The organism is Pseudarthrobacter sp. ATCC 49987, assembly GCF_009928425.1.
GTDB lineage: Bacteria > Actinomycetota > Actinomycetes > Actinomycetales > Micrococcaceae > Arthrobacter.
In genome coordinates, this window is sequence record NZ_JAABNS010000001.1 from 1,600,163 (window position 1) to 1,622,780 (window position 22,618).

Below are 22,618 nucleotides of genomic sequence, written 5' to 3' on the forward strand. Positions count from 1 at the left end.
GAAGTCCGCGGTACCAGCCGGGGTGCTGTACGTCCCGTCCGGCCGGGCTGTTTGGATGGCCCGTCCGACAATGCAGGGAGGCATTCAGTGAGTTTGCGACCCCTCACTCCGCAGGAACGTGCCGACGCCCTGGGCAAGGCCGCCGCCGCCAGGACGATCCGGGCAACCGCCAAGGACCGGTTGAAAGCGGGGACACTGACAATCGCGGAACTGCTCAGCACCGGGGAGACCGAGGACGCCATCGCCCGGATGAGGATCGTCGAACTGCTGGAGGCCCTGCCCGGCATCGGACGGGTGCGTGCCGCTGCGATCATGGAACAATTGGGCATCGCGGCATCGCGCCGGGTCCGCGGCCTGGGAATTCACCAGCGCCGGGCGCTGGTAGATTTTATAGACGACAAGCAGTCCGGTCCGCCGCGCTGACTCCCCAACCCGCCCGAAGGAATATGTGAGCAAGAAACCGGGACTGACAGTCCTCGCCGGCCCGACGGCTGTTGGCAAAGGCACCGTGTCCACCTACATCCGGGACAACTATCCCGGCGTCTGGCTTTCCGTCTCGGCAACCACCCGGCCGGCGCGGCCCGGCGAAGTCGACGGTGTGCACTACTTCTTCAAGTCGGCCGAGGAATTCGATTCCCTCGTCGAGAACGGGGAACTGCTGGAGTGGGCCGTGGTCCATGGGCGAAACCGCTACGGCACGCTGCGCAGCACGGTCGACGCCGCGATCGCCGACGGCCGTTCGGTACTCCTGGAGATCGACCTGCAGGGTGCGCGGCAGGTCAAACAGGCCGTCCCTGATGCCCAGTTTGTCTTCCTGGCCCCGCCAAGCTGGGACGAAATGGTCCGCCGCCTGGTGGGCCGCGGCACGGAAACAGCGGAAGAACAGCAGCAGAGGCTGGAAACCGCTAAACTAGAACTTGCCGCTGAACCGGAGTTTGACCACACCGTCATCAATGATGACGTTCGACGGGCAGCGGACGAGCTTGTTTCACTCATGGGGCTGACCCCGAACCCACGCTAGGCGCCGGGACGTATCGGCCCGTTAGAATTTGGAGAATTCGTGTCCACGAACCTTGAAGGCATCATCAACCCGCCGATCGACGAGCTGCTGAAGGCCGCCGACTCGAAGTACGGACTGGTGATTTTCGGCGCCAAGCGCGCACGCCAGATCAACGCCTACTACGCCCAGCTGCACGAGGGCCTCTTCGAGTATGTCGGCCCGCTGGTCGACACCAAGCTGAACGAGAAGTCGCTCTCCATCGCCCTGCGCGAGATCAACGAAGGCAAGCTCGTTTCCACGCCGATCGAACCCGCAGAGTAATTACGCAGGCGGAGCTCACGTGCGCATAGTCCTCGGAGTCGGGGGAGGGATAGCCGCCTACAAGGTGGCGTCGCTCCTCCGGCTTTTTACTGAAGCCGGCCATGACGTCACCGTCATCCCCACGGAGGCCGCGACCCGCTTCGTCGGCGTCGCCACGTGGGAGGCGCTGTCCGGGCACCCGGTCAGCAACAGCGTCTTCGACGAGGTGCACACGGTCAACCACGTCCGCCTCGGACACGAAGCCGAGCTGATCGTGGTGGCCCCCGCCACCGCCGACCTGCTGGCACGCGCCGCCACCGGCCAGGCCAACGACCTCCTGAGCAACACGCTGCTCATGGCCGGCGGCAGCCCGGTGCTGATGGCCCCCGCCATGCACACCGAGATGTGGCAGCACCCGGCGACCCAGGCCAACGTCGAGACTCTCCGCAGCCGGGGCATCACCGTGCTGGAGCCCGCCTCCGGCAGGCTGACCGGATCTGACTCCGGCCCCGGCCGGCTCCCCGAACCCGAGGCCATCTTCGCAGCGGCCCTGGCCCTCGCCGGTGCGCCGGAGGTCCCCGCGACCGCCCCGCTGCCGGTGTCGGATTCCTCACTTTTCTCGCAGCAGCGGCCGCTGGCCGGGCTCACCGTCACCATCAGCGCCGGCGGCACCCGCGAACCCCTCGACCCCGTCCGTTTCCTCGGCAACCGGTCCTCCGGCAAACAGGGCGTGGCACTGGCCGCCGCGGCCCGCGACGCCGGGGCGAAGGTCCGGTTGCTGGCCGCCCACATGGACGTCCCGCCGCCGCCCGGCGTCGACGTCGTCAAGGTCGAAACGGCCCTGGAACTCCGCAAGGCGGCCCTGCACGCTGCCGCCGACTCCGACGTCATCATCATGGCCGCCGCCGTCGCGGACTTCCGCCCGGCGGATGTGTCCGGGACGAAAATCAAGAAGCGCGACGACGTCGCCGATCCCGTCATCTCGCTGGTCCGGAACCCGGACATCCTGCGCGAACTCGTGGAGGTCCGGGACGCGGCCTCGCGCCACCAGCTGATCGTCGGCTTCGCGGCGGAGACCGGCGACGCTGACGGCGATGTCCTGGACTACGCCGCGGCCAAGCTGCGGCGCAAAGCGTGCGACCTGCTGGTGGTCAACCACGTGGGGCAGGACAAGGTCTTCGGCGAAGACACCAACTCCGTAGTCATCCTTTCCCGGTCCGGCTCCGAACACCAGGAGGCGTCGGGTTCAAAGTCCGATGTCGCGGCAGCCGTGATTGACCGCATCAGCGCCGAGCTAAGCCGGGTTGTCCCGCCGGCCTGAGCCCGGCGTAAGCAACGTCTCCTTAGCACAGGGACACACGCCGCCGGACGTCCGTTTTCCAACCAGTAAGGTAGTTGAGTGACTTTACCGCTGCACATCCCTGACTTCCACGGGTCCACGCCCGCCTCGCTCCGGCTCTTCACGTCCGAATCGGTGACCGAGGGACACCCCGACAAGATCTGCGACCAGATCAGCGATGCGATCCTCGACGCCCTGCTGGCCAAGGATCCCGAGTCCCGGGTTGCCGTGGAGACGCTGGCCACCACCGGCCTCGTCCACGTCGCCGGCGAAGTCACCACCGACGCCTACGTCGAAATCCCGCAGATCGTCCGGGAAACCATCCTGGGCATCGGCTACGACTCCTCGGCCAACGGTTTCGACGGCGCCCGCTGCGGGGTGTCCGTTTCGATTGGCCAGCAGTCCAACGACATCGCCGGGGGCGTCTTCAACTCGCTCGAAGCGCGCGAAGGACGCCAGGAGGACGACTACGACCTCCAGGGCGCCGGCGACCAGGGGCTGATGTTCGGCTACGCCAGCGACGAGACCCCCTCCTACATGCCGGTTCCGATCTGGCTCGCCCACCGCCTCTCCGAGCGGCTCACCGAGGTCCGCAAGAACGGCGAGCTCGCCTACCTGCGCCCCGACGGCAAGACCCAGGTCACCGTCGGCTACGACGGCGACCGGCCCGTCTCGGTCGAGACCATCGTCATCTCCAGCCAGCACGCCGAAGGCGCCAGCCTGGACCAGCTCCGCGCCGACCTCGCCGCACACGTCGTCGACCCGGTCATGGCACTGTCCAACCTGGACATCTCCCGGGCCAGGAACATCCTGAACCCCGCCGGTGCCTTCGTCATCGGCGGTCCCGTCGGCGACGCCGGACTCACCGGCCGCAAGATCATCGTCGACACCTACGGCGGGATGGCACGCCACGGCGGCGGCGCCTTCTCCGGCAAGGACCCCTCCAAGGTGGACCGCTCGGCGGCCTATGCCATGCGCTGGGTCGCCAAGAACGTGGTGGCTGCCGGTCTCGCGAAGCGCGCCGAAATCCAGATCGCCTATGCGATCGGCCAGGCCCGTCCGGTGGGAACCTATGTGGAGACCTTCGGCACCGAGACCGTTGATCCGGCCAGGATCAGCGCCGCGATCGCCGAGATCTTCGACCTGCGCCCGCGGGCCATCATCGACGCCCTCGACCTCAAGCGCCCGATCTACGCCAAGACCGCCGCCCACGGCCACTTCGGCCGCGAGGATCCCGACTTCACGTGGGAGCGGCTGGACCGGGTCGACGAATTGAAGGCCTTCTTCAACGCCTGACATCCGCCGGCACCGGGCCTGACAAAAGTCGCGGTGGTGAAATAGTGTCACTGCCCTGTGATGTGCTGTAGCCAGGCCGCCGATACCGGCGGCCTGGCTATTCTTTGTTGAGCCGGCCGCTACGTGCCCGGCGCTGAACTGTTGCTGAAGGGAGGACCCGGGCGATGAGCCAGATCCATGGCGCCGCGGCTTCGGACGAGCCCCTCCAGCTGTCACTGCTCCAGGGCTTTCCAGGTTCCGTTGCCGCATCACCCGGCCCGGCCCTTGCCGCCCGGCTTCCGGTGGCGCGCGTTCGCCTGGAATCCGCCCTCCCGCACCTGGACCGGCCGTTCGACTACAGCGTGCCCGCCGGGCTCGATGCCGCGGCGCAGCCCGGCGTCCGGGTCAAGGTCAAGTTCAACGGCCAGGAACTGGCCGGTTACCTGATCGACCGGACGGCGGAATCAGACGCCGGCCACCCTCTCGTCCCGCTGCACAAAGTGGTCTCTCCGGTTCCGGTCCTGACGGCCTCTGTCGCGGAACTCGCCGGACGCGTCGCGGCCCGGTACGCCGGCAGCGTCAGCGACGTGCTCCGCGTCGCCGTGCCGCCGCGGATGGCGAAACTCGAGAAGGACCTCGCCCCCGACGGAGTCCTGGATCCGTCCCTCTTCGCTGACGAGGGACCCGACGCCGGGGCGGGACCGGCAATTCCCGCCGGCCTGGAAGCCTCACGCTGGTCTTCGTACCGCAACGGCCCGGCCTTCCTGCAGCATCTCAACGCGGGCGAGTCGCCGCGCGCCGTGCTCAGCGCGCTGCAAGGCTACGGTCCCGGAGGCTGGCCCCGCCTGATCGCCGAGGCCGTGGCGGCCGTGCGCCTCTCCGGCCGGGGCGCTGTCGTGGTGGTACCCGACTACCGCGACCTGGACCGGGTGGAAGCGGCCCTCCTGCAGCTCCTGCCGGCCGGTGACGTCGCCCGGCTCACCGCCGACGACGGCCAGACCCCGCGCTACCGCAGCTTCCTGCGGATTCTGAGCGGCGCGGCCGGGGTGGCCGTCGGCACCCGGTCCGCCGCCTACGCTCCCGTTCACAATCTGGGCCTCGTGGTCTGCTGGGACGACGGCGACGACCTCCACATTGAGCAGCGCTCACCCTACGCGCACTCCCGCGAAGTCCTGCTGCTGCGCGCTGAGCAGGAGGGTGCCGCCTGCCTGCTCGCCGCGCACACCCGGAGCACCGAGACACAGCGCCTCATCGAGGCGGGCTGGGCGTGGCCGGTGGAGGCGGACCGCGCCGTCGTCCGCCGGAGCGTTCCGCGGGTGCTGAACACCGCGGACAGCTACGAACTCGAACACGATCCGCTGGCCAGGATCGCCCGGCTGCCGGGCGCGGCCTGGCGTGCCGCCAAGGAGGGGCTGGAGCGCGGCCCCGTCCTGGTCCAGGTGGCGCGGGCCGGTTATGCGCCGTCGCTTGCCTGCGAAAACTGCCGTGAACCGGCGCGCTGCACGTCCTGCAGCGGGCCGCTGGCCATCGCCGGGGCGAGCGGGAGCTCGGCCGTGCCGCAATGCCGCTGGTGTTCGACGCCGGCGCCGGACTGGCGCTGCGGCACCTGCAACGGTGTCCGGCTGCGGCGGGGCGCCACGGGGGCCCTGCGCACGGCCGAGGAACTGGGGCGTGCCTTCCCGGGGAAGCCGGTGGTCACCTCGTCCGGGGACCGGGTGCTGGCGACGGTACCGGATTCGAAGGCCCTGGTCGTGGCCACGGTCGGCGCCGAGCCCGTCGCGGCGGGCGGGTATGCGGCGGCACTGCTGCTCGACGGCGATTCGCTGCTGCGGCGCGAAAACCTGCGGGCCGGCGAGGACGCCGTCCGGCGCTGGTTCAACGCCGCGGCCCTCGTCCGCCCGGCCGGCGACGGCGGTCTGGTGGTCATCACTGCGGACGACGCCGCCGGAGTCGGGGCCCTGCTGCGCTGGGATCCTGCCGGCTATGCCCAGCGGGAACTGTCCCTGCGCCAGGAACTGCAGCTGCCCCCGGCGGTCCGGGTCGCGTCCCTCACGGGGGGCCGGACCGCCGTCGGGCACTTCGGCCAGGCCGTCGAGCAGCAGCTGGCCCAGCAGGGTATCGTATTGCGGACCGCGGGCCCGGCGCCGCTGGTGATCGCCGGTGGCCCCGGGCAGAGCGGAGCGGGGGCGAACGGGGAGGACGTCCGGACGCTCATGTTCATCCCGTACGGCCAGGCCGCACACGTGACCCGGGCGCTGCGGGCGGTCAAGGTCGCCGCTGCCGCCAAACGGACCGATGACCCCGTGCAGCTGCGGCTCGACGGTGTGGACGTGCTTTAGGCGCGCAGGAAAATCCCGGGGTCGTTCTTCGCGCCGTCTACGTCCGGCCAGCGTCCTTCGGATGCCGGGCGTGGCGTGCGCGCAGCGCCACGGCCTCTTCGGCCACGGCCAGGAGCCGGCGGGCGGACTCGTCCCAGCTGAAGTCCGCGGCACGCTCCACCGAGCGGCGGGAACGGGCCTTCCACAGGTCCGGGTCCTCGAGTTTCCGCACGGCGGCGGCGAATTCCGCCGGCGAATCCGGGTGGACGTAGCTGACGGCGTCGGCGCCCACCTCGCGGAAGATCGGGATGTCGCTGGCGATCACGGGGGTGCCGTGGGACATCGCTTCAACGAGGGGCAGTCCGTAGCCCTCGGCCCTGGAGAGGCTGATCAGGGCGGTGGTGCGTCCCAGCATGGCCTCATACTCGGCGTCGGTCACGCCGTTGTGGAAGACGATGTGCGCGCCGGCCGGTGCCAGGGCCTCAAGTTCCGCCCTGCGTTCGGGGGAGATCCGGCTGAGCAGGTGCAGGCTCATGTCCGGGAGCTCCGCCATGCCCCTGATCATGGTCTCCACGTTCTTGTACGGCATAAAGGAGCCCATGTAGAGCAGCGTCTTGTCCGCTCCCGCCCCGGGGTCCCGCGGCGTATGCCCGTGCTGCGGGGCGTTGCCCACGATCCGGACGGGTCGCCGGGTCAGCCGGTACTTAGCGATCAGCGCTGCCGTCGTGGAGCTGATGGTCGCGACGACGTCGGCCCGGTTCAGCAGGAGGCGCTGCGGCCAGAACGCCTTGTGGTAGAGGCGCCAGAGGACCCGGACGGGAGCCGGCAGGAAGCCCGGAGGCGCCGGGTGCTCGTAGTAGATCAGGTCATGCAGGGTCAGCACCAGCGGGTACTTCCGGCCCCAGCTGCCCATGGTCTGCATCGGGCACACCACGACGTCGGCGCCGAGTTTGTTGACCGTGCCGGCGACGAACAACTCGGCCGGGGACAGCGGGCTGTTGATCAGGGTGTACGGCACGTCCGGCAGCAGGGCCAGCTGGCGGACGTCGCTGATCAGCATGGAGACGTCGGCTATTTTGGAGGTGGCCGCGATCAGGCTGGCGCCGTAGCGGCTGATGCCGTCATGGTGGTCCAGCCGGGTGAAGCGGGCATCGATGATGATTTTCACGCGGAATGGTCCTTCAGGAAGCGACGGATGAAACCCGCGGCGGGTTCCGGGGTTTCGTAGTGGATCAGGTGGCCGACGCCGGGGATGACGTCAAGGCGGGCGTCCGGCAGCAGGGCCAGCAGGGTGTGCTGGTCCGGCAGCGTGGCGATCTCGTCCTTTTCGCCGGCGATCAGCAGCACAGGAAGGGTGAGGCTGCGGGCCACTTCGGCGACGTTGCTGCCGACCGAGGCCTTGAACGCCTCCAGCAGGCTCTCCCGGTCCGCGAACGCGGAGAAATAGGAGCTGTGCTGGGCATGCACAAAGCGGCGGAGCTGCTTGTCCCGGGTCTTCGCCATCGCCTCGCTCATGACCCGGACAATCAGCTGGCTGCGCAGCAGGCCCTGTCCCAGCCGGCGCGGCAGGCGTGCAGCAGCTTCGTAGTACAGGACAGCGAGTTTGGTCATGAGCCCCTTGGGTCCCTCGAGGGCGGGGGCGGCGATCGGGTTGACCAGGATCAGCTCCGAGACCGTGCCCGGGTGGGCCGCCACATAGTGGCTTGCAACAATGGAGCCAAAGGAATGCCCCAGCAGGACCGTGTCCGGCCCGAGGTCCAGGGCCTTCATGAAATCGGCGATGAACCGGCCGTAGCGCTCCACACTGTGTTCGGCGTCGGTGAAAGCGGCGGAGCTGCCAAAGCCTGGCAGATCCGGCATGATGAGCCGCATGTCGGGGAGCTGGTCGGCGACCCGGAGCAGCCCGTGGTGGTCGCCGCGGAAGCCGTGGACCACCAGGATGGTCCGCGTCTCCGGGGTCACCGGGACAGGCTCGTAGCTCCAGTACGCGGCCCGGGTGCCGTCCAGGACCACTTCGGCGGCATGGGTTCGGGCCTCCAGTCCGGCGCTGAACAGGGGAGTGGTGGGGGAGGGGCCGGTGGCCACGTGTTCCATTCGTTACGTCCTAATTGACGGAATCGGGGTTGGAGCCGGTGCGGAAGCCACGTTCCAGGCCGGCCAGGGCGTCCATGGCGGCGTCGTCGAGGCTGAAGCCAAAGACGTTCAGGTTTTCCCTGATCCGGGCGTAGGAGCTGGCTTTGGGGATGGCGACGTTGCCGAGCTGGACATGCCAGCGGAGGATGATCTGTGCCGGGGATTTGCCGTGCGCTGCCGCGAGGTCCAGTACCACCGCGTCCTGCAGGACCTGGCCGCGGCCCAGCGGACTCCACGCCTCGGTGGTGATCCCGAGCCCGCGGTGCAGGGCGCGCAGTTCCTCCTGCTGGAGCCAGGGGTGCAGTTCGATCTGGTTGACGGCCGGGACCACTTCCGCGCTCTGCAGCAGGCGGTCCAGGTGGGCCGGCTGGAAGTTTGAGACTCCGATAGCCCGTGCCCGGCCCTCCCGGTAGAGCGTTTCCATCGCTTTGTAGCTCTCGGAGTACAGCCCGCGCTGCGGACAGGGCCAGTGGATCAGGTACATGTCGACGTATTCGAGTCCAAGGTTGGCCATGGACGTGTCGAACGCGCGCAGCGTTGCATCGTAGCCCTGGTCGTCGTTCCAGAGCTTGGTGGTGACGAACAGGTCCTCCCGCGAGAGTGAGGGGGAGGACTCACCGGAGCCGCCGCGGGCGTCGTCGCGGTTCACGAAACCGGACAGTGCGCCGATGCCGCGGCCCAGGCCGGTCTCGTTGCCGTACATGGCGGCGGTGTCGAAGTGCCGGTAGCCGGCCTCGAGCGCCATGGTGACGAGCCCGGCAGCGTCGGCGGGAGGCACCTTGTAGAGTCCGAACCCCAACTGGTCGATCAGTACACCGTTGTTGAGGCTGATCCGGGGCGAGGGTTTCATACCATCGACTTTACCGACTCCGCGGGCCCCTCCGGCTCAGGACAGACCGTCGAAGCTGACCAGGCGCCGGGCGCTGGCCTCGTCGAGGATCAGGTCTGTCGCCAGGCCCGCGGCGAGGGCGCCGCGCAGCCCGTTGATCTTGGAGGCCCCCGACACCACGCAGATCCTGCGGCGCACCTGCCGCAGCTGCGCAAGGTCCGGGCCGGTGGAGCGTTCGTTGAGGGTGATGCCGTCCGAGGACCCGTCGGCGCGGAAGAACACGGTGGCAACATCACCCACGACGTCGGAGGTGGCCAGGACGCTCAGGTCGTCCTCATCGAGGTAGCCGCCCGCATACACGTGGCTGGGGTAGTCGGCGTCGACCGATCCCACACCGAAAATCGCGATGCTCATGCGGGCCTGCAGCTCGAGGATCCGCTGCACACTGCGCTCATTCCACATGGCCCTTTTGGTCGCGGCGTGGTCAAAGAACGCCGGCACCGGAAACTGTTCCACCCGCGCCCCATAGGCGCTGCCAAAGCGGCGCATGATGTCGGAGGCATAGGTGATGCCCGTGGTTTGCATGTTGCCCGCACCGTTGAGCTGGACGATCACGCTGTCGTGGGTGATCTTCCGGGTCAGGTGCCGGCTGACGGCGCTCAGGGTGGAGCCCCACGCGACCCCAATGATGGCATTGGAGTCGACCAGCGGGCCGATCGTGCGGGCGGCCTGCATGGCCACCCGGTCCAGTGTTTCCGCCTCATTCAGCGTGTCCACCACCGGAACGACGTGCACATCCACCCTGTATTCGGCGCGGATCATGCTCTCCAGTTCGGGACCGGTGTCCAGCGGACTGCGGATCTGGATCTGCACCAGTCCCGATTCCCGGGCCGAGGACAGCAGGCGCGACACGGTGGACCGGGACGTGCGCAGCTCGCGGGCAATCGCGTCCATGGTCAGGTCCTGCAGGTAATACAACTGGGCGGCGCGGAGGGCGTCGGAGCTGCGTGAGGGCGTCATCCCATTTCCGTTCTGCACGTTTGTGCATAGTGCTTGACTCCATTTTCCATTACTCCAAAGAATAGTGTTGAACGGCGCCGCGCCCCAGGGCGCGCCGCACAGGACCAAACCCAAAGGAGCAGTTCTTGGGACAGAAGGTTTCAGCCCGCAACCAGGCATCAGCCGGCGAGCGAGCATCGGTGCAGAAGCTGCGGACGCGGCCCCACGCGCAGGTGCTGATCATCGGCGGCGGCATCAACGGAGTGGGCACGTTCCGGGACCTCGCCCTGCAGGGTGTGGACGTCGCCCTCGTGGAGCGCGGGGACTACTGCCAGGGGGCCAGCGGCGCCTCCTCGCACATGATCCATGGCGGCATCCGCTACCTCGAGAACGGCGAGTTCCGCCTCGTCCAGGAATCGGTCGTGGAACGCAACCGGCTGCTGCGCATCGCACCGCATTACGTGAAGCCGCTGCAGACCACCATCCCGATCTTCAGCACGTTCTCCGGGATCCTCGCCGCTCCGCTGCGCTTCCTGACCCACAAGCAGCAGGGCGCCCCCAAGGAACGCGGCGCGTTCCTGATCAAGCTCGGACTGAGCATGTACGACTTCTTTTCCCGCGACGGCGGCACCGTGCCGCGCCACCAGTTCCGCGGCCGCAAGCGTGCCCTGGCCGAACTGCCGCGCCTGCACCCGGGCATCAAGTACGCGGCCACGTATTTTGACGCTTCGGTCCACAACCCGGAGCGCCTGACCCTGGACGTGCTGCAGGACGGTGAAAAGGCCGGCGCCGCGGGCCCTAGTGACGCCCGCGCCAGCAACTACCTCTCACTCGTGGCCGCCAGGGACGCTGCTGGAGCCGGCCGGAGCGGAAGCACCGTGGAACTCCGGGACGAGCTCACCGGTGAAGTGTTCGAATTCTCCGCGGACGTCATCGTCAACACCACCGGCGCCTGGGTCGACCAGACCAACCAGGCGATGGGCGCGGCATCGGCCTTCATGGGCGGCACCAAGGGCTCACACATCGTGCTGGACCACCCGGAACTGCTGGCCGCCTGCAACGGCCGCGAGATCTTCTTCGAACACACCGACGGCCGGATCGTGCTGATCTACCCGATGGGCGACCGGGTCCTGGTCGGCACCACGGACGTCGACGCCGACATGGCCGAGGACGCCGTGTGCACCGAGGACGAGATCAACTACTTCTTCGACCTGATCGGCCACGTGTTCCCGGACATCACCGTTGAGCGTGACCAGATCGTCTACACCTTCGCCGGAGTCCGTCCGCTGCCCAGGCACGACGCCACCCAGCCGGGCTTTGTCAGCCGCGACTACCGGATCGAACGCCGCGCCGGTGCCGGCCCCGCCGCGCCGGACAGCGGCGGCGCCGTCGTGCTCAGCCTCGTCGGTGGAAAGTGGACCACGTTCCGGGCCCTCGCCGAACACCTGAGCAACAATGTCCTCGCCGAACTCGGGATGGAACGGAAGGTCTCGACGGCGAAACTCGCCATCGGCGGCGGTGCGGGCTTCCCCGACAGCGAGGACGGCGTGCAGCGCTGGATCAAGGCGCACATGGCGGCCGGCCGCGATGCGGACCGCACCGCCGGGTTGCTGACACGCTACGGCACCCGCGCCGGGGAAGTCATCAGCTTCCTCGATGGCGCCCCGGACGCCACCCCGGACCGGCTCCTGCACTCGACCCGCGAACTCAGCGTCCGCGAACTGGAGTTCATGGCCCGGAACGAGCAGATCGGGCACCTGATCGACGTCCTGATCCGCCGCACCTCCCTGGCCTTCCGCGGGCTGGTGACCGGCGAACTGCTGAACGAGGTTGCCGACATCCTCGCCGGACCGCTGGGCTGGGACGCGGCAACCCGGGCCTCCGAGATCAGCGACGCTCAGGAGGTGCTCAAACGGTTCCACGGCGTCCAGGTCCACAGCCTGGTCTCCTGATAGACCCCGGCCCCGGACGGGGGACGTCCGGGCGCAAGGACTGCGTGGTTCCCTGGGGACCGGCGCAGTGGCCGGCCGGCGGCGCCAACGCACTGCCGGCCCAACAGCCCCTCAAACTCGCGAGGGACTGACAACAGAAAATAGAGGAGTCAAAGATGTCTCTTGGAATAGTTTTCCTGTCCGAAGTATTCGGTACCGCAATGCTGACCCTGCTGGGTTGCGGCGTTGTGGCAAACGTTGCACTCAAAGGCACCAAGGGCAACAACGGCGGGTTCCTGATGGTCACCTGGGGATGGGGCATCGCCGTCTTCTCCGGCGTCTACGTTGCCGCCCAGTCCGGGGCGCACCTGAACCCCGCCGTCACGTTCGGCCTGCTGGTCAACGGCAAGAAAGAGTACGCTCCCGGCGTCCCCGTCGACTTCGCCTCCACGCTCACCTACTTCGGCGGTGAACTGCTCGGAGCCTTCCTCGGCGCCGTGGTGATGTGGCTGGCCTACAAGCAGCACTTCGACGCCGAGCCCGAGCCCGCCAGCCAGCTGGCAGTGTTCTCCACCGGGCCGGCCATCCGCTCCACCCCGTGGAACCTGATCACGGAGATCATCGGCACCTTCGTCCTCGTCTTCGTCATCCTCGCCTTCGGCGGAACACCGTCGGGTCTTGGCCCGCTCGCTGTGGCACTGCTGGTTGTTGGCATCGGCGTCTCCCTCGGTGGACCCACCGGCTACGCCATCAACCCGGCCCGCGACCTCGGCCCCCGCATCGCCCACGCGCTGCTGCCCATGAAGGGCAAGGGTTCCTCCGACTGGAGCTACTCCTGGATTCCCGTCGTCGGACCGCTGGTTGGCGGAGGCCTCGCCGGCCTCGTCGCAGCGGTCGTGCCGATCATCGCCACCGCAGCCGCCTAAACCACCCCTACTGACTCATTCAACTGCCAGCCCCAAGACAAGGACGTCAACATGAACCAGTACGTAATCGCCATTGATCAGGGCACCACCAGCACCCGCGCCATTGTGTTCGACCACAGCGGCAACATCGTCTCCTCGGGCCAGATGGAACACGAGCAGATCTTCCCGCAGGCAGGCTGGGTGGAGCACGATCCCGCCGAGATCTGGAACAACACCCGCGAAGTCATCGCCTCCGCCCTGTCCAAGGCGAACCTGACCCGCCACGACATCGCCGCCGTCGGCATCACCAACCAGCGCGAGACCGCCGTCGTCTGGGATAAAACGACCGGCAAGGCCGTGTACAACGCGATCGTCTGGCAGGACACCCGCACCCAGCCGATCGTGGACGAACTGGCCAAGGACGGCGGACCGGAGCGTTTCAAGCAGAAGGTCGGCCTGCCGCTGGCCACCTACTTCTCCGGCACCAAGATCAAGTGGATCCTGGATAACGTCGAGGGTGCCCGCGCCAAGGCCGAGGCCGGGGACCTTGTCTTCGGCAACACCGACTGCTGGGTGCTCTGGAACCTCACCGGCGGGACCGACGGCGGTGTCCACGTCACAGACGTCACCAACGCCTCGAGGACCATGTTCATGGACCTGGAGACGCTCTCCTGGGACCAGGAGATCCTGGACGCCTTCGGTGTCCCGGCCTCGATGATGCCGGCCATCAAGTCCTCCTCCGAGGTCTACGGCACGGTCCACACCTCCCAGTTGCTGCGCGAAGTCCCGGTTGCCGGCATCCTCGGCGATCAGCAGGCGGCGACGTTCGGCCAGGCCGCCTTCGACGCCGGCGAAGCCAAGAACACCTACGGCACCGGCTGCTTCCTCATCTTCAACACCGGTGAGGAAATCGTCCACTCCAAGAACGGCCTGCTGACCACGGTCGGCTACAAGCTCGGCGACGCCAAGCCGCACTACGCCCTGGAAGGCTCCATTGCCGTCACCGGTTCGCTGGTGCAGTGGCTGCGGGACAACCTCGGCATGATCAGCAGCGCCGCGGAAGTGGAAACGCTGGCGGCCTCGGTCGAGGACAACGGCGGCGTGTACATCGTGCCGGCGTTCTCCGGGCTGTTCGCTCCGTACTGGCGTTCCGACGCCCGCGGCGCGATCGTCGGGCTGACCCGGTTCGTGAACAAGAACCACATCGCCCGCGCGGCGCTGGAGGCCACCGCGTTCCAGACCCGCGAGGTGCTCGACGCCGTCAACGCGGACTCGGGTGTTCCGCTGACGGAACTCAAGGTCGACGGCGGCATGGTCGCCAACGACGCGCTCATGCAGTTCCAGGCGGACATCCTCGGCGTTCCGGTAATCCGGCCCAAGGTCGTGGAAACCACCTCGCTGGGTGCCGCCTACGCCGCCGGCCTGGCCGTCGGCTTCTGGAAGGACCTCGGCGAATGCTCGGCCAACTGGTCCGAGGACAAGCGCTGGGAGCCGCAGATGGACCAGGCGGAACGCGAGCGCCAGATGCGCCTCTGGAAGAAGGCCGTCACCAAGTCCATGGACTGGGTCGACGAGGACGTCAAGTAGCCGTTCCGCCCCACTCAGGGACAACGAAGATCCCCGGCCAGCCACGCTGGCCGGGGATCTTCCCGTTAGCCCCCGGAGACGGACAGTGCGTCAGTCCCCGTGCCGGGGAGCCACCTCGACGGCGGGCGGCGTTTTGGTGTACACATCCTTGCTGACCTCGTAGGCGCGGTTGTCCAGTTCCAGGGCCTGCTCGTTGACCTTCCTGAGCTGCGCGTCGCTGAGCTTGCGGATCTTGACCAGGTCCATGGTCTCCTGCTGGGCACCGCCCACTGCGGTGACTTTGACGAGACCGGTCCCGGCGGAGTAGAACTTCCGCTGGTGCCCGGCGTCGGGGGGATCCAGCGGGTTGTATTCGTCGATCACCAGCACATCGTCGTAGCATCCGGTCGGGACGCAGACGTGCTGGTTCGTTTTGATCACGTCGCCGCAGTCCAGGAAATCGACCTTGGGGGCGTACGCCTGCACATACGCTGACGTGCCCGTCCGCGGACGGGCCTGCATGGCGGTTCCGGCCTGTGCCTTGGCGATCCCGCTCATGAAGGTGCTGGGCGCACCCACAAACTTGCCGTTTTCATACTCCTCCGGATACTCGCCGAAGAGCCAGACGTCGTTATCCTCCGACTGGGCGAAGAACGCCAGTTCGGATTCAGCCAGCTCTCCGTCGGAGTAGTCCCGGTCCCACATCACCAGGGTGTTCACCCCGTCGATGACCTTGGTCAGGCCGGTGACGGTATGGACCACCTTGTGCGCGCTGGTTCCTTCCGCCGAGGTGACCGTGCCGTCGGTGGTGTACTGCATCCCTGGCTTCAGCGGAAACCACTTGTTGTTGATCCGCGGCGAGGCAGGGAACTCCCAGGGATCGAAGTCGATCTCCGAGCCGGGTCCGCAGAGTTCCTTGGGACCCGGTGCGGCGGTGGCGGTGGCCGCCGTTGTGACCGTCAGCGTCGCCAGCACCAGCAGGACTGCGGAGCTGTACGCCGTGAAGCGTTTTCCTGATAGAGCCATGTCAGAGGCTTCTTTCTTGGGGTGGTGGTTGGCAGCGGCTAGACGGCGGGCGCCGGCTGGGGCTGGTGGGGCCGCCGCTCACGCTTCGGTCCCTTCTTGGCGAACCGCAGGTACAGCGAGGGGACAATAAACAGGTTGACCAGGGTCGACGTGACAAGGCCGCCCAGGATGACCACCGCCATGGGATGTTCAATCTCGTGGCCGGGGATGTTGCCCATCACCACCAGAGGCACCAGGGCCAGGGCTGTGGCGAGGGTTGTCATCAGGATCGGGGACAACCGTTCGGAAGCGCCGCGCAGCACCAGCGCAGGTCCGAACGTCTCGCCCTCGAACTGCTCCAGGTGCTGGCAGTGGTTGATCAGCAGGATGCCGTTGCGGGCTGCGATGCCCATCAGCGTCAGGAAGCCGACGAGGGATCCCAGCGACAGGATCCCGCCGCTGAGGTGGGCGGCAATCACGCCCCCCACCAGGGCGACCGGCAGCGTCAGGAGGGCCAGGATGGCCAGCCGCCAGCTTCGGAATGCCGCCTGGAGCAGGAGGAAGACGACAATGACCGCACCCGCCGAGTAAAGCAGCAGGCGCTGTGAGGCGGCCTGGCGTTCGGCGTATTCGCCGAGGACAACCGCCTCGTAGCCGACCGGGAACTGGATCGTTTCCATCTCGGACTTCAGCTTCTCCACGACCTTGGCGAGGTCGCCCTCCTTGACGTTGGCGCTGACATCGATGCGCCTGGATCCCTCGGAGCGCTCGATGACATTGGGGGTGGGTTTGACCGAAATTGTGGCGACGTCAGCCATCCGGATCCTTTGCCCGGAGGGGGTGTCGAGCGGGAGGTTCTCGATGCTCGTGACGCTGGTCCGGGTCTCCGGCGCGCTCCACACCTGGACGTCGTAGGCCTTGCCGTCGCGGTAGACGTCGCCGACCTCCTCGCCGGCGACCAGGGTGGCGGCGGCACGTCGCACGTCGCCGGGCTTCAGCCCGTAGCGGTTGGCGGCATCCAGATTCACTTCCACGTTGATCTGCGGAATGTTGGTCTGGAGGGCGACCTTTGCGCCGATGGCGCCGTCGATGCCGCCCAGAATGCCCTTGATCTTGTCGGCCTCCTGGCGCAGCGTCGCCAGGTCGTCGCCGTAGACGCGCACGACGACGGCGTAGCCTGTGCCTGTCAGGACTTCGCGGATGCGCTCCTTGAGGTAGGTCTGGACGTCACGCACGATGCCGGGGTAGCCGTTCACGACCTCCTGCACAGCGGCCAGGGTCTCGTCATAGTCCGCCGCTGGGTCAACGCTGATCCAGTTCTCACCGAAGTAGACGCCCACCACCTCGTCGGCGTTGAACGCCTGGCCAATGTGGGACCCGCAGTTGTTCACCCCCGGGATGGTCATGAGTTCCTTGCAGGCCAGCTGGCTGACCCGGACTTCCTCGGAGTTCGACGTGCCGGGCTGGGTGAGCCAGTGCATCAGGAAGTCACGTTCCTTGAAGGACGGGAGCAGTGATTGGCCCAGCAGCGGCGCCGCGACGAGGCCAATGACACCCAGGGCCCCAAGGGCAAGATACCCCGGGGCGGGCCTGCGGACCATGGGCCGGAGCAACTGGCCGTACCAGCGCTTCAGCACCCTGACCACGGGTGGATCGCGGTCCTCCAGTTTGGCGTTCCGGAGGAAGATGTACGCCATCGCCGGCGTGACGGTGAGCGCAACCACCATGGACGCCATCACCGCGAGGGTGTAGGCGGTGGCCAGCGGGCGGAAGAACGCCCCGGTCAACCCGTCCAGGAAGAAGATCGGCACCGTCGCGGCGACGATGATCAAGGTGGCATAGACAATCGGTCCGCGGACCTCGATCGAGGCGTTGACCACGACCCTGGCGGTGCTCCCGGTCCCGCCGCTGGCGCGGTGGTGCCGGAGCCGCCGGACGATGTTTTCGACGTCGATGATGGCATCGTCCACCACCACCCCGACGGCAATCACCAGTCCCGCAAGCACCATCGTGTTAATCGTGCCCCCGGTCCAATAAAGCACCAGGGCCGCGGCCATCAGCGACAACGGGATGGCCATCACGCTGACCAGCGCCGTCCGCCACTGGAAGAGGAAGACACTCAGCACCAGGATGACCAGCAGGCAGCCCAGCAGAAGGGCCACGCCCAGGTTGCCGAGGGATTCCTCGATGAAAGTCGCCGGCCGGAACAAGGTCGTGTCCACGGCAATCCCGGTGAGGCCGGGTTCGAGCTGCTTCAGCGCCGCCTCCACCCCGCGCGTCACTTGGAGGGTGTTGCCCCAGGGGAGCTTCTCAACGATCAGCATGAGCCCCGGACCGCCATTGATCACCGCATCGCCGATCAGCTGCTGGTGGTCTTCCACCACGTTGGCGACGTCGGACAGCCGCAGCGGGGCCTGGCCCTCACGGTCCGTCACCGCCACCTTCGCCAGTTCTTCCGGCGACTTGATGGCCTGGACGTGCCGGATGCCAATGGACTGGTTGGGTGTGTCGATCGAGCCGCCCGTGCCGATGAGGGCGCCGGGGGAGTAGTGCAGCAGGCCCGCGTCCAGGGCATCGGACGTTGAGCTCATCACGGTTTCGAGGGTGACGTTGTGGGCTGCCAGCCTGGCCGGATCCACCTGCACCTGAAGCATCTGGAGGCGTTCGCCCCAGATGGCGACATTGGCCACCCCCGGAACGCGCAGCAGATGGGCCCTGATGTTCCAGTAGGAAATCATGGACATTTCAATGAGCGACCGGGTGTCCGAGGACAGGCCGATTTTCATGACGCGGCTGGTGGAGGACAAGGGCTGCAGCATCAGCGGCGGTGCGGCCCAGGTGGGCAGGGTCGGGATGACCGTCGCCATGCGCTCGGACACCAGTTGCCTGGCGGTGAGCAGATCCGTGCCGTTCTTGAATTCCATCACAATCGACGAGAGCTGGGGCACCGATTTGGACCTCATGTGGTCGAGGCCGGCGATCCCGTTGAACGCCTCCTCCATGGGAACCGACACCAGTTCCTCGACCTCGGCGGCGGTAAGTCCCAGGCAGGCTGTCTGGACCTCGACCTTCGGCGGCGCGAACTCGGGGAACACGTCCACCGAGGCACTGCTGAGTTGCGCGCCGCCCACGATCATCAGCGCCGCCGCCAGCGCGATGATGATTGATCTGAACCTCAGGCTGGCTGCGACTATCCGGCGCATGTCATTTCCCTGTGTTGAACTCGGTGCCAAACAGTTCGACCGCGCCCACCGTCACCACGGGCGTCCCCACGGCGGGGCCTTCGCTGGCCGTCACCACCCCGGCTTCGACCTTGGTGACGGTGACGGCCCGGCGCTCGAACACCCGCGGGGCCGGGTTGGTGTAAACCCAGGTCTTGCCGCTGGCGTCATACAGCAGAGAGGCATAGGGAAGCAGCACGTCCGTCCCGCTGCCCGCCGCCGCGGGTTCCGTCTTGAGATCGATGCGGGCCAGGCCGTGGTCGGTCAGCGTCAGCTTCGCGATGCCGGTCGTGGCGTTCTTCTCCACTTTGGCGGGTGCCTCCGCAGCCGATACAGGTGTCACCGCTGAGGACTGGGCACAGGCCGGAAGGGTGAAGAGAGCGGCTGCACAGACAGCTGCCGCCAGGGGCAGACGCCGTTGGGGCTTTTGGCTGGTCATTTTGCTTCCACCTTTTCCTGCATAACGGGCTGAACGGGCACTTCCGCTTCGTAGGCTTCCGACCACTCTTCCGGGGCGGTACGGGGACCGAACCACAGGGTCAGCAGCGGCAGGACCAAGAGCGCCACGAGTGTTGTGGTCACGATGCCGCCGCCGATAATGAGGACCATCGGGGCGATCACCGCCTGGCCGACACCGCCTGTCACTGCGGGCGGAATCAGCACGAGCACCGTCACGAGGGCGGCCTTCAGGACCGGCGATACCCGGTCCCTGGCGGCCGTCATGACGACCTGTGCGCGGGACGACTGCGGCTGGGAACGCCACAGCTCATCGACACGGGCGGACAGGAGTGTTGCGTTGCGGGCGGCTATCGCCAGGACCGCCGCGAAGGCTGTCATGGCAATCCACGACATCGTTCCTGTCCCGATCCAGGCGGCCACCGCCGCCCCGGCGAGCGCCGCCGGAAGTGCCAGGAAGACGGCGAGGGCCAGCTTCCAGCTCCGCACCGCCGTCTGGAGCAGCAGGAACACCCCGAGAATGGCAGCCGCCGCAAGCCAAAGGACGAGGGCGTCGGCGGCCTGCACCTGGGCATACTTGGCCGGGATCTCTGCGTGGTATTCCACCGGAAACTGGATCTGCTTGATGGCGGCTTCAATATCCCGCTGTATGTCGGCCAGCGGGCGTCCGCTGACATCGGCCTGGACATCGATCCGCCGGGACGTGTCATCGTGCATCACGACGACCTCGTTGGGGACCATCCGGACCGCGGCAATCTCGCCGAGCTGGACGTGTCCGCCGGTGGGAGTGTCGAGGAGCAGTTCACGGATGCTGGTCAGGTCATCCCTGACGTCAACCGCACCGCGCACGACCACTTCGAACACCTTCTGCTGTTCAAAGAGGTTGCCCACGACGATGCCCTGCATCAGGGTCGCTGCTGCGCGCCTGGCGTCGCCGGGCTTGATGCCGAACTTCTGGGCGGCTTCGAGATTGACCTCGACCTCCACGATCGGCGTCATGGGTACGGCGTTAATGGTTGGGTTCTTGACGCCGTTGACGTTCTCCAGGGCTTTGCGGACTTCCTCCGCCTTTTCCCGCAGGACCGGCATATCCGTCCCATAAACCCGGACCGCGAATCCGGGCTCCAGGGTGCTGTGCATGTCCCCGATCTTCTGCTCGGAATAGTTCACGACGTTGTGCGCGATGCCCGGATAGCCCTGAACCACGTCCCGGACCGCCTGCTCCGTCGCGCCGAAGTCGGCGTCCGGGGCAATGGACACCCACAACTCTGCGGCGCTGTTTCCCACAACCTGGTCCGAGGTGATGGCACGGCCGATGTGCCCGCCGACTCCGGAAACACCCGGCAGTGCCTTCAGTTCGTCAGAGGCCTTGGACGCGATGCGGCGCACCTCGGCATTGGACGTGCCGGCCATGGAGTCCCACTGGACCAGCAGGGTCTTGTCCGGCAGTGTCGGGACGACGGGACGGCTGCCGATCAACTGGGATCCGGCGGCCAGGCCAAGCACGCCGACGACACCAACTGCCACCAGCGTGAGGGTCCGGCGGGAACGGGCGCCCGTGAGCGCGCGGTCGTAGCCCGCGCGGGCCCGGCCGGCGGCGGGAGAGTCCCGCCGGGGCGCAGTCTCCTTTGGCAGCAGGAGGTGCACCAGGACCGGGGTGACCGAGAGCCCGACGAGCAGCCCGGCCGCAAGGGCCAGCGCCAGGGACCAGAACAGCGGCGTGAAGAAGGAGCCGCCGATCCCGGTCACGAACAACGTCGGGATGAGGGCCAGCATCATGATCAGCGAGGCCTGGAACAACGGGGTCCGGACAGTCCTGACAACAGCGACGATCCTGGACCTCAGCGTGGCCTCGGTTTCCGTGGCCTGGGCCACGAGGGGCCGGCGCCGCTGGGCCTGTACGTCCTCCACGATGTCGCCCACGATCACTGAGATTCCGAGGACCATGCCGACCAGCACGGTGACGTTGAAGGTGGCGTTCTGCGCGTACAGGGCCACGGCCGCCGTCGTGACGGTGGTCGCTATGGCCGCGAGCGCAATCACCGCCACGCGCCACGAGCGGAACAGCAGCCAGAAGAGGCCGACCGCGATCAGCAGGCTGATCAACAGCGCGAGGCCAAGGCCGCTCACCGAGTCCTGAGCGGCGGTCGCCGGCCGAAAGACGGTGGTGTCCAGCTGGACCCCGGTCAGGCCGGGTTCCATGTCCTTGAGGGCAGCCTCGATATCCTCGGTGACCTGCACTGCGCTGGTCCCGGGGAACTTCTCAATGACCAGCATCAGGCCGGCATCCTGTCCCACGATCGCATCGCCGATGAGGGGCTGGTGGTCTTCCCTGACCTGGGCAATATCGCCCAGGAGCATCGCCGGCGTCGAATCCTCCACGCTGACCTTGGAAAGGTCGGCCGGGGTCCGGATCGGGAGGACGTGCTGGATGCCGAGGCGCTGGCTGGGCGACTCGACGAAGCCGCCGGTGCCCGGGGTGGACGCTTCGAGGAAACTGAGCGGCGACACCCACACCGCGTTGCCCGTGGTCTTGATGACCTGTTCAAGCGTGATTCCCTTGTCCCGCAGCTGCGTCGGGGTGACCTCAACCTGGAGCTGCTGCTCGCGCTGGCCCCACAGGGAAACGTTCGCCACTCCGGGAATGCCGATCAGCCGAGGTTTGATCTTCCACCGGGCCAGGACCGACATCTCGATGCCGGAGAGCTGCTTCGAGCTCATCTTGACCATCAGCACCCGGCTGGTGGAGGACATGGGCTGCATGATCAGCGGCGGAGCCGACACATTCGGCAGCGCCACGGCCTGGGTCATCCGCTCAGCCACGAGCTGGCGGGCCCGCAACAAGTCCGTGCCCGGCTCGAACACGAGCTCGATGGATGACAGCCCCGGGACGGACTTCGAGCGGATCTCGTCCAGCCAGGCCACCCCGTTGAGGAGGTCGGCTTCCATCGGGGAAGTAATGAGCTGTTCAACTTCGACAGCGGAAAGGCCAAGGGCCTCCGTCTGGATTTCGACGTGCGCCGGTGCGAACTCGGGCATCGTGTCCACGGCGATGCGGGGGACATTGACAATGCCGAAGGCAATGATTCCGGCGGCGAGCGCGAGCACCAGGATGCGGAACTGCAGGCTGAAACGGGCAATCCAGCCAAACATGGCTAGGCCGTTTCCAGGCTGCTTCCGGTCGCGCTGCAGCGCTCGGCCGGATTAAAGAGTTGTGGCAGGGTAGAACTGCGCAAGAGATACATGTCAGGCTCCTCAACCCGAGACCTTTTGCGAATCCCCCCGCACATCTTGAGTGCATAGTGATCCTCTTGACAGGGTTTGGCAAGGAGTTATTATTT

At 67.2% G+C, this 22,618-nt stretch carries 17 protein-coding genes; 9 read left to right on the plus strand and 8 right to left on the minus strand.

Annotated elements, in window-relative coordinates; genetic code table 11:
• Window positions 1-87: 87 nt before the first annotated feature.
• The 6 genes from mihF to GXK59_RS07700 all read left to right on the plus strand — a co-directional run bounded on the left by mihF (window position 88) and on the right by GXK59_RS07700 (window position 6,253).
• The gene (gene mihF / locus GXK59_RS07675; protein WP_160665692.1) at window positions 88-423 is read left to right on the plus strand and encodes an integration host factor, actinobacterial type; all 336 of its coding nucleotides are present in this window, start codon (window positions 88-90) and stop codon (window positions 421-423) included.
• A 25-nt stretch (window positions 424-448) separates the two neighbouring features.
• A complete protein-coding gene (gmk, locus tag GXK59_RS07680) occupies window positions 449-1,021 on the plus strand; it encodes a guanylate kinase (protein WP_160665694.1) in 573 nt (190 codons plus the stop codon).
• Window positions 1,022-1,060: 39 nt separating this feature from the next.
• A complete protein-coding gene (rpoZ, locus tag GXK59_RS07685; RefSeq protein ID WP_011692102.1) occupies window positions 1,061-1,321 on the plus strand; it encodes a DNA-directed RNA polymerase subunit omega in 261 nt (86 codons plus the stop codon).
• A gap of 19 nt (window positions 1,322-1,340) precedes the next feature.
• A complete protein-coding gene (coaBC, locus tag GXK59_RS07690) occupies window positions 1,341-2,621 on the plus strand; it encodes a bifunctional phosphopantothenoylcysteine decarboxylase/phosphopantothenate--cysteine ligase CoaBC (RefSeq protein ID WP_160665696.1) in 1,281 nt (426 codons plus the stop codon).
• 78 nt (window positions 2,622-2,699) lie between these two features.
• Entirely contained in the window at window positions 2,700-3,935 is a 1,236-nt protein-coding gene (gene metK, locus GXK59_RS07695; RefSeq protein ID WP_160665698.1) for a methionine adenosyltransferase, read from the plus strand.
• A 164-nt stretch (window positions 3,936-4,099) separates the two neighbouring features.
• A complete protein-coding gene (locus GXK59_RS07700) occupies window positions 4,100-6,253 on the plus strand; it encodes a primosomal protein N' (RefSeq protein WP_160665700.1) in 2,154 nt (717 codons plus the stop codon).
• A 37-nt stretch (window positions 6,254-6,290) separates the two neighbouring features.
• Here the strand turns inward: GXK59_RS07700 and GXK59_RS07705 are convergent, their stop codons facing one another.
• From GXK59_RS07705 to GXK59_RS07720, 4 genes are read right to left on the minus strand one after another with little or no spacing between them, the layout of a single operon-like run.
• The gene (locus GXK59_RS07705; protein ID WP_160665702.1) at window positions 6,291-7,400 is read right to left on the minus strand and encodes a glycosyltransferase family 4 protein; all 1,110 of its coding nucleotides are present in this window, start codon (window positions 7,398-7,400) and stop codon (window positions 6,291-6,293) included.
• Window positions 7,397-8,326 (minus strand): alpha/beta fold hydrolase, encoded by a 930-nt coding sequence (locus GXK59_RS07710; RefSeq protein WP_160665703.1) that lies wholly within the window; start codon window positions 8,324-8,326, stop codon window positions 7,397-7,399. The genes GXK59_RS07705 and GXK59_RS07710 overlap by 4 nt, the downstream gene beginning before the upstream one ends.
• Window positions 8,327-8,336: 10 nt before the next feature.
• Window positions 8,337-9,215 (minus strand): aldo/keto reductase, encoded by an 879-nt coding sequence (locus GXK59_RS07715; RefSeq protein ID WP_160665705.1) that lies wholly within the window; start codon window positions 9,213-9,215, stop codon window positions 8,337-8,339.
• 36 nt (window positions 9,216-9,251) lie between these two features.
• Window positions 9,252-10,214, minus strand: coding sequence for a sugar-binding transcriptional regulator (locus GXK59_RS07720; protein WP_160665707.1), 963 nt, complete (start codon window positions 10,212-10,214; stop codon window positions 9,252-9,254).
• A gap of 125 nt (window positions 10,215-10,339) precedes the next feature.
• On the opposite strand from GXK59_RS07720, the gene GXK59_RS07725 reads away from it, so the two are divergent.
• The 3 genes from GXK59_RS07725 to glpK all read left to right on the plus strand — a co-directional run bounded on the left by GXK59_RS07725 (window position 10,340) and on the right by glpK (window position 14,616).
• On the plus strand, window positions 10,340-12,145 hold the full coding sequence (locus tag GXK59_RS07725) for a glycerol-3-phosphate dehydrogenase/oxidase (protein WP_160665709.1): 1,806 nt from the start codon (window positions 10,340-10,342) through the stop codon (window positions 12,143-12,145).
• Window positions 12,146-12,300: 155 nt separating this feature from the next.
• Entirely contained in the window at window positions 12,301-13,050 is a 750-nt protein-coding gene (locus tag GXK59_RS07730; RefSeq protein WP_160665711.1) for an MIP/aquaporin family protein, read from the plus strand.
• A gap of 51 nt (window positions 13,051-13,101) precedes the next feature.
• Window positions 13,102-14,616: a glycerol kinase GlpK gene (gene glpK / locus GXK59_RS07735; RefSeq protein ID WP_160665713.1), complete on the plus strand. Its 1,515-nt coding sequence runs from the start codon at window positions 13,102-13,104 to the stop codon at window positions 14,614-14,616.
• Window positions 14,617-14,706: 90 nt separating this feature from the next.
• Here glpK and GXK59_RS07740 read toward each other — a convergent pair whose 3' ends face one another.
• From GXK59_RS07740 to GXK59_RS07755, 4 genes are read right to left on the minus strand one after another with little or no spacing between them, the layout of a single operon-like run.
• Entirely contained in the window at window positions 14,707-15,621 is a 915-nt protein-coding gene (locus tag GXK59_RS07740; protein ID WP_160665715.1) for a hypothetical protein, read from the minus strand.
• 38 nt (window positions 15,622-15,659) lie between these two features.
• Window positions 15,660-18,803 (minus strand): efflux RND transporter permease subunit, encoded by a 3,144-nt coding sequence (locus GXK59_RS07745; protein WP_160665717.1) that lies wholly within the window; start codon window positions 18,801-18,803, stop codon window positions 15,660-15,662.
• A gap of 1 nt (window position 18,804) precedes the next feature.
• Window positions 18,805-19,260: a hypothetical protein gene (locus tag GXK59_RS07750; protein WP_160665718.1), complete on the minus strand. Its 456-nt coding sequence runs from the start codon at window positions 19,258-19,260 to the stop codon at window positions 18,805-18,807.
• Window positions 19,257-22,430 (minus strand): efflux RND transporter permease subunit, encoded by a 3,174-nt coding sequence (locus GXK59_RS07755; RefSeq protein ID WP_160665720.1) that lies wholly within the window; start codon window positions 22,428-22,430, stop codon window positions 19,257-19,259. The genes GXK59_RS07750 and GXK59_RS07755 overlap by 4 nt, the downstream gene beginning before the upstream one ends.
• Window positions 22,431-22,618 lie beyond the last annotated feature (188 nt).